General features: G+C 57.3%; 13 protein-coding genes. 7 read left to right on the forward strand and 6 right to left on the reverse strand.

Annotated elements, in window-relative coordinates:
- Positions 1-27 precede the first annotated feature (27 nt).
- Genes LD28_RS0119955 through LD28_RS0119965 form a run of 3 tightly spaced genes read right to left on the reverse strand, consistent with a single transcriptional unit; the run spans position 28 to position 1325 of the window.
- Positions 28-633 carry an Hpt domain-containing protein gene (locus LD28_RS0119955; protein WP_033138649.1) on the reverse strand — a complete coding sequence of 202 codons (606 nt, stop codon included), beginning with the start codon at positions 631-633 and terminating at the stop codon, positions 28-30.
- The gene (locus LD28_RS0119960; protein ID WP_050514386.1) at positions 620-940 is read right to left on the reverse strand and encodes an STAS domain-containing protein; all 321 of its coding nucleotides are present in this window, start codon (positions 938-940) and stop codon (positions 620-622) included. Before LD28_RS0119960 ends, LD28_RS0119955 begins: the two co-directional genes overlap by 14 nt.
- A 16-nt stretch (positions 941-956) precedes the next feature.
- Complete coding sequence (locus tag LD28_RS0119965; RefSeq protein ID WP_033138650.1) at positions 957-1325, reverse strand: response regulator; 369 nt, start codon at positions 1323-1325, stop codon at positions 957-959.
- A gap of 236 nt (positions 1326-1561) precedes the next feature.
- On the opposite strand from LD28_RS0119965, the gene rlmKL reads away from it, so the two are divergent.
- The 4 genes from rlmKL to rmf all read left to right on the forward strand — a co-directional run bounded on the left by rlmKL (position 1562) and on the right by rmf (position 6311).
- The gene (gene rlmKL, locus LD28_RS0119970; protein WP_033138651.1) at positions 1562-3757 is read left to right on the forward strand and encodes a bifunctional 23S rRNA (guanine(2069)-N(7))-methyltransferase RlmK/23S rRNA (guanine(2445)-N(2))-methyltransferase RlmL; all 2196 of its coding nucleotides are present in this window, start codon (positions 1562-1564) and stop codon (positions 3755-3757) included.
- Entirely contained in the window at positions 3757-3987 is a 231-nt protein-coding gene (locus tag LD28_RS0119975) for a glutaredoxin family protein (RefSeq protein WP_033138652.1), read from the forward strand. Before rlmKL ends, LD28_RS0119975 begins: the two co-directional genes overlap by 1 nt.
- A 72-nt stretch (positions 3988-4059) precedes the next feature.
- A complete protein-coding gene (uup, locus tag LD28_RS0119980; RefSeq protein WP_033138653.1) occupies positions 4060-5973 on the forward strand; it encodes an ATP-binding cassette ATPase Uup in 1914 nt (637 codons plus the stop codon).
- Positions 5974-6131: 158 nt separating this feature from the next.
- Positions 6132-6311 carry a ribosome modulation factor gene (gene rmf / locus LD28_RS22690; RefSeq protein ID WP_193354327.1) on the forward strand — a complete coding sequence of 60 codons (180 nt, stop codon included), beginning with the start codon at positions 6132-6134 and terminating at the stop codon, positions 6309-6311.
- 84 nt (positions 6312-6395) lie between these two features.
- Here the strand turns inward: rmf and fabA are convergent, their stop codons facing one another.
- The 3 genes from fabA to LD28_RS0119995 all read right to left on the reverse strand — a co-directional run bounded on the left by fabA (position 6396) and on the right by LD28_RS0119995 (position 9452).
- Positions 6396-6956, reverse strand: coding sequence for a 3-hydroxyacyl-[acyl-carrier-protein] dehydratase FabA (fabA, locus tag LD28_RS0119985; RefSeq protein WP_005336586.1), 561 nt, complete (start codon positions 6954-6956; stop codon positions 6396-6398).
- A gap of 77 nt (positions 6957-7033) precedes the next feature.
- Positions 7034-9010 (reverse strand): Lon protease family protein, encoded by a 1977-nt coding sequence (locus tag LD28_RS0119990; protein ID WP_033138654.1) that lies wholly within the window; start codon positions 9008-9010, stop codon positions 7034-7036.
- A 49-nt stretch (positions 9011-9059) separates the two neighbouring features.
- A complete protein-coding gene (locus tag LD28_RS0119995) occupies positions 9060-9452 on the reverse strand; it encodes a DUF3693 domain-containing protein (RefSeq protein ID WP_033138655.1) in 393 nt (130 codons plus the stop codon).
- A gap of 128 nt (positions 9453-9580) precedes the next feature.
- Between LD28_RS0119995 and LD28_RS0120000 the strand changes: the two genes are divergently transcribed.
- The 3 genes from LD28_RS0120000 to LD28_RS0120010 all read left to right on the forward strand — a co-directional run bounded on the left by LD28_RS0120000 (position 9581) and on the right by LD28_RS0120010 (position 12471).
- The gene (locus tag LD28_RS0120000) at positions 9581-9853 is read left to right on the forward strand and encodes a hypothetical protein (protein WP_033138656.1); all 273 of its coding nucleotides are present in this window, start codon (positions 9581-9583) and stop codon (positions 9851-9853) included.
- A 116-nt stretch (positions 9854-9969) separates the two neighbouring features.
- Complete coding sequence (locus LD28_RS22695) at positions 9970-12117, forward strand: replication endonuclease (RefSeq protein WP_081959643.1); 2148 nt, start codon at positions 9970-9972, stop codon at positions 12115-12117.
- A gap of 42 nt (positions 12118-12159) precedes the next feature.
- Positions 12160-12471, forward strand: coding sequence for a hypothetical protein (locus LD28_RS0120010; RefSeq protein ID WP_033138657.1), 312 nt, complete (start codon positions 12160-12162; stop codon positions 12469-12471).
- Positions 12472-12897 lie beyond the last annotated feature (426 nt).

Raw genomic sequence — 12897 nt, forward strand, 5'->3', positions numbered from 1 at the left:
GCGCAGCGTAATTTCGTAACCAAGAAATCACTCTGTTGGATCAAGCAATTGCAGCGGTGGCCACTCATGCCAGACCGGCTCGATATAGACAATATCCCCCAGATTGGTGAGGTAGCGGATAAAGGCCAGCAGATCGAAGCCATCCTGATAGAGGGCCGGATAGAAGCGCAGCGACAGGTGCCACGCTCGCAGGTCTTGCTCCGCAGCAACGCTCTGGAGGGGGAGCGAGACCGGCGGGTTTGGCAAGCTCTGATGACCCTGAAGTTGAGAGAGCAGCGCCAGGATCTGTTGGGTTTCAGTTTGCGGCAGTTCGGGGTTGTGCTCGGCCCCTTGCAGCAGATCGCGCAGCTGGTCGTTACAGGCCAGCAGCAGATTGATCAGGTGTTCATCGAGCTGGATCTCGCCGCTGCGAAGGCGTGCCAGCATGTTTTCCATGGCATGGGCAAACCGCACCAGCATGGATAGCCCAAGCATGCTGGCCGATCCCTTGATGGTATGGGCGGTGCGAAACATCAGATTGTAGGTATCCGGATCCGCGGGGTAGGTCTCTCTGTCCAGCAGGGCGTGCTCCAGATGGTCGCACTGCTCATAGGCCTCTTCAAAAAAGAGGGCGCGCGCTTTATTGATGTCCATTTTGCTCCCTCACCAAGGTCAGCATGGATAACAGGCCAAGCTGGCTCAACGCCTGCTGCGCCACGCTCTCTTCACCTGTGCGGATCCGCAGACTCTTGTTCTGCTGGTTGGCTTCCTGCTGCAAGAGCGCCAACAGCTGCGCACCACAACCATCTATCGCCTCCAGCGGGCTGATATCCAGCACGACGATGGCAAAGTTGAGCAGGCTGAAGAGATCATCTTGCAGCTCGCTCAGGGTCATGATGGTGAGCTCCCCCGTGAGCGTGGCGGTCGGGGGAGCATGCAAAATATCAAGCTCGAAACTCATCTCCATTGCCCCCGTTTCATGGCTGCATCACCTTGTAGACATCATCGATCAGCTTGAGTGGTTCAAATGGCTTGGTCAGCCAGATACGCGCCCCGGCGTCGAACCCCTCCTGCCGGATCTCTGCCGAGTTCTCGGTAGTCAGCATGATGAAGGGCAGATAGCGGGTTGCTGGCTGTTTCTTGACTTGTCTGAGCAGGGTCATGCCATCCATGCCAGGCATGTTGAGATCCGAAATAATGAGGTGTACACGCTGGCGTTCAAGCTGACCAAGGGCGGCATTGCCATCATCGGCTTCAATCACCGCAAAGCCCGCGCTTTGCAATGTCATGGTGATGGTGGCTCTGATGCTGGCAGAATCTTCTACAACGAGAATGGTTTTAGTCATGTAGGTGCTCGTTCATACGCGAAGAGGGTATCTGGATGACATTTCTCTAGCCCCCCTAATTGTTGTCCAATAACTTGATGTGTGTGGATTTTTTAAAAATGAAGTCAATCGCTGACAAACGCAGGAATGGGGGGAGGGGAAAGCGGGTTTCATTCTGTGGGCGGGAGGATTCAATTCCACGGGGGACATAGCTTCAACCCTAGTTTTGCATGCTCAGCGCGGCCTTATGGGGTATAATGCGGCACTATTTTTATGGGTTCCCCGTGAGCGTGATGAAAGAATTTTTTGCAACCTGCCCCAAGGGGCTGGAAAACCTGTTGGCCGACGAGCTGACCACCCTGGGCGCAGAGCAGGTCCGTGAGACCGTGGCTGGTGTCCACTTCAAAGGCGAACTGGCGATTGGCTACAAGGCCTGCCTGTGGAGCCGTTTTGCCTCCCGCATCGTGCTGGTGCTGTCCGAATTCCAGATGAACGACGATCTGGATCTTTATCTGGGCGCCCACACCATCCCCTGGGAAGAGCATTTTTCCGGTACCTCTACCATCGCGGTGGACTTTACCGGTACCAACCCTGCCATTCGCAATACCCAATATGGCGCGCTGAAGATCAAGGATGCCATCGTCGACCGCTTCACCAAGCGTGGTCACGTGCGTCCTGACGTGGACAAGAAGTCGCCGGATATCCGTATCATGGCGCACCTGGGCAAAGGCAAGGCCAATATCACGCTGGACTTGTCAGGCCCGGCGCTGCACCAGCGTTTTTATCGTCAGGGCACCGGTGAAGCACCGCTCAAAGAGAACCTGGCCTGCGCCATGATTGCCCGTAGCGGCTGGGCCGGTGAGCCCATGATGGACCCCATGTGCGGCTCCGGTACCTTGCTGATTGAAGCGGCCTTTATCGCTGCCGACATGGCGCCAGCGCTGCGCCGTGAGCGCTTCGGTTTCGATCGCTGGCTGCAGCACGACAGCGAGCTGTGGCAGAGCCTGATGATGGAAGCGCAAGTGCGCGCCAAACGCGGCATGCAGCGTTGTGAAGTGAAACTGTTCGGTTGTGATGCCGACTCCCGCGTGCTGCTCAAAGCCCGTGACAACGCCAAGGCAGCTGGTGTGGCGCACCTCATCACCTTCAAGCAGGCCGATGTCACCAAGCTGGAAAACCCGCTGCCGATGCCTGCCCCTGTTGAAGGGGAAGAAGGCCAAGGGGAGACCCGTCAGGTCGGTATGCTGATCTCCAACCCACCTTATGGCGAGCGTCTTGGCGAGTTCCCGGCGCTGTTGGAAGTGCATCAGGCCCTCGGCGATGCCTTGCGTCGCAGCTTCCAGGGTTGGAAAGTCTCCATTCTTTCCGCATCCCCCGAACTGCTGAGCTGTCTGCGCCTGCGCGCCGACAAGCAATATCGCCTGTTCAACGGCGCCCTCGAGTGTCAGCTGCGTAACTACCAGATCGCACTCGACTCGGTGGCCTCCCAAAAAGAGGTCGCGCAGGACTTTGCCAACCGTCTGCGCAAGAATCTGAAAACCCTCGAGAAGTGGGCCAACAAAGAGGGCATCGATTGCTATCGCCTCTATGATGCCGACTTGCCGGAATACAACGCCGCTATCGACCGCTATCAGGACTATCTGGTGGTGCAGGAGTATGCTGCGCCCAAGGACATCCCCGCCCAGAAAACCCGTCAGCGTCTGCTCGACATGGTTCAGGCCGCCATCAAGGTGACCGGCATGGACGGCGAGAAGGTGATCCTGAAGGTGCGTGAGCGTCAGGAAGGGAAACAGCAGTATCAGAAGCTCTCCGAAGAGCAGCACCGGATGGAAGTGCAGGAGTACGGCGCCCGTCTGTGGGTCAACCTCTACGACTATCTGGATACCGGCCTGTTCCTCGACCACCGTCAGACTCGCCGCATGCTGGGCCAGATGGCCAAGGGCAAGCGCTTCCTGAACCTGTTTGCCTATACCGGCAGTGCCACCGTGCATGCAGGTCTTGGCGGTGCCAGCGAGACCACCACGGTCGACATGTCCCACACCTACCTGAACTGGGCGCAGGACAACATGCGTCTCAACTCGCTGGTGGGCCGTCAGCACAAGTTTGTGCAGGCCGATTGCCTGAAGTGGTTGTCTGAGGCCGATGATCAGTACGACCTCATCTTTATCGATCCGCCCACCTTCTCCAACTCCAAGCGGATGGATGAGAGCTTCGACGTACAGCGCGATCACCTGCTGCTGATGCAACACCTGAAGCGTCTGCTGGCGGCCGATGGCACCCTGGTCTTCTCCAACAACAAGCGTCACTTCAAGATGGATCTGGCCGGTCTCGAAGCCATCGGTCTCAAGGCCCAGAACATCACCCAGAAGACGCGCCCGAAGGATTTCGAGCGCAACCAGCACATCCACAACTGCTGGATCATCACCCATGCACCGGAGCAGGCTGACGCGTGATGCTGACCCTGTTTCATACCGACGGCTGCCACCTGTGCGAGCAGGCGTGGGGGCTGGTGGAGCAGGCAGGCCTTGCCGCCACCACCCGCCAGTGCGACATCATGGACGATGAGCAGTGGCTTGCCGCCTATCGGGTGCGCATTCCGGTACTGCGTGACGAGGCCGGTCGTGAGCTCGGCTGGCCCTTCACACTGGCTGAGCTCAAAGGCTGGGCCGCCCGTCAGGGGTGAGCGTGATTTGACGATAAAACGGGGGCAGACCCAGTCTGCTGCCCGTTTTTTCATATGAAATAAGGAATAAACATGGCTCTTTTAACATTGCACGGCGCATGTCTGTCGTTCAGTGATTTCCCGCTGCTCGACAATGCTGAACTGACCATCGAGCGCGGTGAGCGCCTCTGTCTGGTTGGCCGCAACGGGGCGGGCAAGTCCACCCTGATGAAGGTGATCGCCAGCGAACTGCCGCTGGACGACGGCCGTCTGGTGCTGCAACAAGATTTAAAAGTGACCCGTCTTGAGCAGGATCCGCCTGCTTCCAGCGAGTTGACGGTGTTTGACTATGCCGCCGAAGGGCTGGCCGGGGTAGGGGAGCTGCTCAAGCAGTACCATCACATCTCCATGGAGCTGACGAGCGATCCGTCAGACGCCAACATTCGCAAGATGAGCGAGTTGCAAGAGCAGCTCGACTATCAGAACGGTTGGCAGTTCGAGACCCGCATCAGTCAGGTATTGACCCTGCTGGGGCTGGATCCTGACGTGACCCTCGACAGCCTCTCCGGCGGTTGGCTGCGCAAAGTGGCGCTGGCCCGTGCGCTGGCCTGCGATCCCGACTTGCTGCTGCTCGATGAGCCGACCAACCACCTGGATATCGAAGCCATCAACTGGCTGGAAGAGTTCCTCAAGGATTTTCGCGGCGCCATCGTCTTTATCTCCCACGACCGGGAGTTCATCCACAAGCTGGCGACCCGGATCATCGATCTCGATCGCGGTGCCATCACCTCCTGGCCGGGCAACTACGACGAGTACCTGCAGGGGAAAGAGGAGTGGCTGCGGGTCGAAGAGCTGAAAAATGCCGAGTTCGACCGCAAGCTGGCACAGGAAGAGGTGTGGGTGCGTCAGGGGATCAAGGCCCGCCGTACCCGTAACGAAGGTCGGGTGCGCGCCCTTGAGGCGATGCGGATGGAGCGTTCCCAGCGCCGCGAGCTGCAGGGCAAGGCCAAGTTGCAACTGGACGAAGTCAATCGCTCCGGCAAGCTGGTGTTCGAGACCGAAGGGCTGGGGCTGGACTTTGGCGATCGCACCCTGTTCAAGGGGCTCGATCTGCAAGTGCTGCGCGGCGACAAGATTGCGCTGGTCGGCCCCAATGGCTGCGGCAAATCGACCCTGATCAAGCTGTTGCTGGGTCAGCTTGAGCCGACCCGTGGCACCGTCAAGGGGGGCACCAATCTGGAGGTGGCCTACTTCGATCAGTATCGCGAGCAGCTCGATCCCGAGCAGACCGTGGTGGACAACGTGGGGGAGGGCAAGCAGGAGGTGATGGTGCGTGGTCGCTCCCGTCATATCCTCGGTTACCTGCAGGACTTCCTGTTCGAGCCCAAGCGGGCCCGCACGCCGGTCAAGGCGCTCTCTGGCGGCGAGAAGAACCGTCTGCTGCTGGCCAAGCTGTTCCTCAAGCCCAGCAACCTGCTGATCCTCGATGAACCGACCAACGATCTGGATGTGGAAACGCTGGAGCTGCTGGAAGAGCTGCTGGCCGATTACCCCGGCACCCTGCTGCTGGTCAGTCACGATCGTCGCTTCATCGACAACACCGTGACCGGTTGCTGGCTGTTTGAGGGGGATGGCCGCATCAGCGACTACGTGGGCGGTTATGCCGACATGATGGCGACCCGCGAACAGCAAAATGCCCAGCAACAGGTCAAGAGTGCACCGGTCAAGGCGTCCGAGCCAGTCGTTGCCGTCGCGCCCGAAGCGCCGAAGAAGAGCAAGAAGCTCTCCTACAAGCTACAGCTTGAGCTGGAAGGGTTGCCAGCCCGTCTTGAGCAGCTGGAAGCCGAACTGGATGCGCTGCAAGGAGAGATCAACCAACCCGGGTTCTTCTCGCTGCCAGCAGATAAAACCCAGCCGAAACTGGATGCGCTCAATGCTGCCGAAGCTGCACTGGAGCAGGCATTTGCACGTTGGGAAGAGCTGGAAGGACTCAAAAATCAGGAGTAAGTTCCCTGTAATTAAAACTTAATCCAGTTCAGTGCCTTGTGTCACATAGCCCGGTTAGGGTGGAAGTTTTTGTTTGACCGGGTGCGCACGCAGGAGTAAAGATGAAAGCGACCGATGCAGAATTGGTCGCTTTTTTTGTTCCACGAAGAGGGTCGTAGATGATGAAGAGACAGAAACGGGACCGTCTGGAAAGAGCTCGTGCTCGTGGTTATCAGGCTGGCGTGATCGGCAAACAGAAAGAAGCGTGTCCGTATCAATGCCTGGATGCCCGAGGGCATTGGCTTGGTGGTTGGCGTGACGCCATGGAAGGGCGGGGTTCAGGCCTCTTCATGAAGTAGCAGGTACTTCATCACTCATTACAAAAGGAAAGGGGCCGTTGTGGCCCCTTTGCGTTAATGCTGTTTTACCACTAATCAGAGAGATCAGAATGCGGTGGTATCTTTGAACAGGCCCACTTTCAGGTCGGTGGCGCTGTAGATCGGACGGCCGTCGACTTCGACCACACCATCAGCAATCCCCATCACCAGCTTGCGGTTGATGACGCGCTTGAAGGTGATCTTGTAGGTCACTTTCTTGGCAGTCGGCAGGATCTGGCCGGTGAATTTCACTTCACCCACGCCCAGCGCACGGCCCTTGCCGGGACCACCTTTCCAGCCCAGGAAGAAACCAACCAGTTGCCACATGGCGTCCAGACCGAGACAGCCAGGCATCACAGGATCACCCGGGAAGTGGCAATCGAAGAACCAGAGGTCCGGAGTAATGTCGAGCTCAGCCAGGATCTCGCCCTTGCCGTGCTCGCCGCCGTTGTCATTGATCTTGACGATGCGGTCCATCATCAACATGTTGGGGGCAGGCAGCTGACTGTTACCCTCACCAAACAGTTCGCCACGGCTGCAAGCCAGCAGCTCTTCACGGGTAAAAGAGTTCTTGCCCTGTTCGCACAGAGAAAGGCGGGCTTCCATGGTGGTATTGTCTACGGTCACGCGGTATTTCCTTCAAATGGGTCAAAGCCGGGCCAATTTAGCTTACAGTTGTTCGCTAAACAACTCCGATCACTTCATCAGCGGCCAAACAGGCGCCCCAGCAGGGCTCTCAGCAGTCCGACTTTGGCAGTAGAGCCGTTCAACTCGTCCAACCGATCCTGAATGCGGCCAAACAGGGTATCTGGCATATCAGGCTCACCGGCGACACAGCCGGTCAGCAACTCGATGGCCTCTTCCACATGATCCACCGGATGGATATGGAACTGGCCCGCTTCAACCGCTGCAATCACCTCGTCAGAGAGATTCAGCTGCTGGATGTTGGTACCCGGCAGAATGATCCCTTGCTTGCCGGTGATGCCGTGGATTTTGCACACCCGGAAGAAGCCTTCAATCTTCTCGTTGACACCACCAACCGCCTGCACATTGCCAAACTGATCCACCGCGCCGGTCACAGCGAAGTGCTGATAGATAGGCTGGCGGGCGAGGGCAGAGAGCAGGGCACACAAGCCAGTCAGGGAGGCGCTGTCACCATCAATTTCGTGGTAAGACTGCTCGAACACCAGATTGGCCGACAGGGGGGAGGGGTTCTCTGCACCAAATTTGTTGGAGAGATAGCCATGGATAATCATCATCGCCTTGGCGTGGATATGACCGGCCAGCTCCGCTTTGCGCTCGATATCCGCCACATCGCCATCGCCGAGGTGTACGGTCGCGGTGAGGCGCACCGGCTCACCGAAATCATAGGGGTGACCGGAGACCTGAATAACCGACAGGCCGTTGATCTGGCCAATCTCTTCGCCATCGGTCTGCAGCAGGATCTGGCCGTCAATGACGCCCTGATCAGACTGCTCAACCAGATAGTTGAGGCGGTAATCCTGCTCCTCCAGCGCACCGACGATATGCTCGTCGGTCACCACATCAGATCCCAGCTCCCTGGCCAGGCTGTCAGACATCCGCATGATGGCTGCCAGTTGCACTTCGGAGAGCGACAACCACTCCTGATGGTCACAGAGGCGGCTGGCATGGCGGCAAAGGGTGGCGAGGGCTGCTGGAGTGAAATCAAGCAGGCCCCAGCGCTCGCGCAGCCAGGCCAGATACTGCAGAAACTCCTGCAGATCCTCTTCAATATTCACCTCTGACACCAGATCGGCACGCAGGAAGATGCGCTCGGACATATCCCGATCCAGCATCTGGAACTCTGCCACGTCGAGTCTGTCACCCACCAGGATCAACTTGAGCTTGATGGGGGTCGCCTCGGGCGCGAAGAAGGGGGTCAGGGTTTTCCCTTCCTGATAGGCGTTCCAGTCCAGCTCGCCTTTTTGCATGGCGTTTTTCAGCTTGAACCAGAGGTGCGGCTGATCCAGCAGTTCGTCCAGTTGCAAAATGAGGTAGCCACCGTTGGCTTCGCGCAGCAAACCTGGCTCCAGAAGGTGCTGGTTGGCATACACAGAGCCTTGCTCGGTCTGGTAGTTGATGGAGCCAAACAGGGTATCCCAGTTGAGGTCCCGGCCATAAATCACCGGCGCTTCCTGCGCCTCGTGGTGAATGAGCAGGTTGATCAGAACCGGGTGCTGGAACTCCAGCCCCAATGCCACATGGGCGGCCAGATCGGAGAGGAAATCATCGATCTTCGGATCATTGTTCTGCTTGCGCATGATGCGTGTCACGATGCGCTCGGCATCGAGGTGGTGGCTCAAGAGCTTGAGCAGCTCGCCAACCATTTCACAGAACTCGACGCCGGAGCCTGGTTGCAGTCGCAGCCAGATCGGTTTGAAGGGGTTGTTCAGATTCTCGGTGTAGCAGAGATCAAACAGGTCACCATCCTTGCCATGGGAGTCGGCGATCAACGTCTGGCAAACACCTTCATAATCTGCGCCGGGGAACCCGTTGAGCAGCATGACCGGACAGTCACCATCAAAACTGGCAAGACGCTTGATGCCGGAAATGGCTCTGGGTTGCAGTGCCGCAAAAGGGATGGGTTCAAGCTCACTGAGCTTGGGGAACTGTTCAATCGCAAAAGCGGGTTTTAATTGTTCTGATGTTAATTCAGCCACTTAAGACATCCGGTCGAAGATAGGATCAATTGTTGCCATTATACACAGTTCAATAAGTGGTGACAGGAAACAAGATATTCAATTTAACATAATATGTATTATGCGCAGTCACGACAGGCTCTGAATTAGCGCTTCCCATCATCACGCAAGCCACGGCCAGAGCGGCCCCCGTGCTTGCGCAGTACTTTTTTAGGATCTCGTACCATGTAGCTTTCATCTCCGGTGTCTTCGCTCTGACGGCGTTCAGGGAAATGATCACTTCATGAGGATCAAGTCCTGCACCTTCAGCAAGAAAAATTGCAATCTCATCAGTGAATTGCGCTCTTCCATTGTTTATTGAAGCTATGTAAGAAGTTGTAAAACCCAAGTCTTTCGATACTTGTGTGTAGGTGGTGTAGTTTTTGGCCCTCATGTAGGCCTCCATCAGCGTTTTAGAGTCCATTTGTCTATCCTCATGTATTTGTCAAATAAAGATTAACACACCTTATGTACCACTGTTTCTGCATGTTGTAAGTACTTCGTATATTCCATATAACTCTCACATGAATGAACCATTTAGTGAGTACGCATATGGAAGCGCAGACCCTACAGCAACAGATTCCGGTTTACCACGTGTGCCAACAGTGTAACGGCGCAGGCTGTGCGGCTTGCTCCGACCTGTTGATCCTTGAGGGTGACATCCAGCTCGACCCTGATTGGTCTGACGAACTGCCCGAGCCATCGCCGATAAATGGGGTTATCGGCGTCAAGCCTGCCCTCAAGTACAACATCTTTTTGGATGACCGGAACGTCTATCAACGCCGTGAAGATGACCTTCGCCTGGCTGGTGAGTGGGAGGTCTGAGCCATGCACCCGTCTTATGTCGATGTCCTCAAAGCTGCTGTCGTGATACTCGTAATCGCCATCGTTGCCTTTTGTCTTCCTGCCTGTGACCCCGAATCACTTTTGAGGGTTGCATCATGACCTCCTTCACCTCCTACGCCGCCCAGCGCAGCCTTGACAGCTCCCGTTCTGCGGTCACCGCCAAGCGTAGTCGCTCCCCTGCCCTTGCTGGCCTGCATGGTGAAGATTACCTGATGGCCCTGCGCAGCTCCCCTGCGTACATGGCCATGCTGCGCGAACAGTGGGCGCAAGATAACGAAGTGCAACTTGATGTTGCAACCCCGTGGTGGAAAGCCCCCCTGGCTGTTGAGCCTGCTCCGGTGCTGCGTTCCTCCCCTACCCCGTTCAGCCCTGAGGCTCAAGCGGACAAATTCGCGGCCCTGCCTATCGGTGGTGCCGAAGATGCCAAACTGCGGGAGCGCGTAATCCTGCGCCACCCTGCTTGCACTGGGTGGTTCACACATGTCTATCAATCGCGTAATGCGCTACTGGGTGTCCAAGCTGCTAATGAGTCGATTCGTCAACTCGATAGCGCTCTTTCTGTTAGGGGCGAACTTGGCGAGTTTCGTTTTTCTGCTGATGACGAATCTGTTGATACCTTTGCAACCCGATTTGCTGAGTACGTGGGCCGCCTGGCTGCTACTCGGGCTGATTTCATTGCCCTGCGTCTTACTATTGGACTGGCTTATGAGTACGGCCTTTCACCTGTGGCTAAGCCCACACCTGACCAAGAGCGAGACCCTTATCCTACCCTCAATCGCTGGTCTGCTATGGATTGGGTACGTCGCCGCATTCGTTCTGTTTCTGCTAAACGCCTCTATGACGTTTCCCGAGGGTATGCCTTGGTCAGCGCAAGAATGGCAGCCTATACAACGGATCTTTCAGTTGCTCGCCGGGCTTTTCGTCGTGCTCGCAATGACGAAACCTTGTCTGCGCTTGTGGCACACAATGCGAAGGATGTGTTCGATGCGGTAAGCATGAAAGATGCCGTAGACGCCAGCGTCAGCAATCCCAGCAACCGCCGCGCCGAGCTGATGACCCGCTTGTCAGGCTTCGAGAAGTGCGCCAAAGAGCAACGCCATGTTGCAGTCTTCCTGACGTTCACGTGTCCCAGCCGTTTCCACTCGGTACACCGCAACGGCCAGCAGAACCAGAAATGGATCGAGGCAGGCCGCCCGTCCGTCAGAGACGCCCAAGCATGGCTCACCAACAGCTGGAACAACATCCGCAAGCGCGCCGGAGAGGCTGAAATCAAGCCGTACGGCTTCCGCTTCGCCGAGCCGCACCATGACGGCACGCCCCACTCGCACGCCGTGCTGTTCATGACCACCCAACAGGCCAAACAGTACATCGCCATATGCCGCGCCCAGATGCTGGCCGACTCCGGCACAGAGCCAGGCGCCAAGCAACATCGCTTCAAAGTGGTCTTCATCGACCCGCGCAAGGGCTCCGCTGTGGGCTACTGCTCCAAGTACGTGGCCAAGAACATCGATGGCTTCGCCGTAGGACTCGACCACGAAGCCGGAAAACGAGCCAAGGCCGTGGACACCGCCGCCCGCGTCGACGCGTGGAAATCCGATAACCGCATCCGCCAGTTCCAGCAGATTGGCGGCCCCTCAGTCACTGCATGGCGCGAGTTCCGCACCATCCGCGACGAACTCGATATGGAAGACCCTATGTTCCAACAACTCACCAAAGAGCAGCACTTCGCGCTCGAAAACGTCCGCAAAGCCGCTGACGCGGGAGACTGGGCCGCGTTCTGTTGCGCCATGGGCGGCGTGCAGGTCCGTCGCAACGACCAGACCGTGCGAGTCCACTACGGCATCCCCGAGACCATGAAGATGCTGTGCGACGAGGACGGCGTGGCCCTGCATACCCCGCGCAGCAAGACCCAGTACGGCGACGATGCGCCAGCCCGCGCTATGGGGCTGATGTACGTGAACATCTTCATGCTCACCCGTGCCAAGGAGTGGCTTGTCACCTCCAAGGAGAAATGGGAAGCGGCCTGCCGGAAGACCATGGAAGGCGTTCGCGACCAGTTCGAGGTCATGCGCGACGAGAAGGCCTACGCCTACATGGAGTACGAGGAGTATGAGGCCCTCCGCCACATGGCCATTTGTGATCACCAGTCCCGCGCATGGCTCCTGTTTTCCGACGATGAGCGCCTCGCGGGGCCCCCTCAGGGGTGCGAGCCGCTCGGCGGCGGCTTGGACCCGTGTCATTAACTGTCCTGTCTTTACCAAACCAAACAACCGGAGATAACGAATATGGAAATTGTAGGAACCATCCTCGATGCCGACGACATCGTGCTGAGTACCCGTAAGCGCAACGACATCGATGTGCAAATCGGTACTGTGAAATTCATGACCACCAAGCCCACGGCGGTCATCGAGTTCAGCCTGAGCGAGGAACAGGTAAAAGCCAACTACCACGTCGAGCTGGCCAACATGGTAGGCCGCAAGGTCAACCTGCAACTCGAATACGTGGACAACAGCTACGCGGGCAACGGCGGTCTGCACAAGACCTTCAACGGCTTCCGCCTGTTCGCCCTCCCCTCACCTGAGAAGAAGGGTAACTAATGCGCTGCGTCCAGGTAACGGCTGACGGCTTCCTTCAAGTCGCCAATGTGGCGCTTGACCAGTGCCAAGGCGCGTATCTGGTCGAGCAACATGACATAGCTTCCATGGCTGCTTGGCTCGACCCCGCAACCGTGGGCTATGGAACTTTGGGGGCCATCATGGCCGCCTCTTGCACGGGTGTCATCACTGTCTACTACGCCGCTTGGGCATGGAACAGAGTGCGCTCGATTACTGGAATGAGATAAGGAATATCACATGAAAAACATGATCCGTAATGCCCCGAAAATGACCATCATCGCCTCCATGCTGCTGGCCGCTGGCGTTGCCAATGCTGCTGACGGTGGTTTCGATGTGTCCGGTGTTCAAACTGTGGTGATTGCCGCCGTCACTGCGCTGCTCGGGTTCGTGGCCGCTGTCGGCCTGTCC

The organism is Aeromonas finlandensis (genome assembly GCF_000764645.1).
Lineage (GTDB): Bacteria > Pseudomonadota > Gammaproteobacteria > Enterobacterales > Aeromonadaceae > Aeromonas > Aeromonas finlandensis.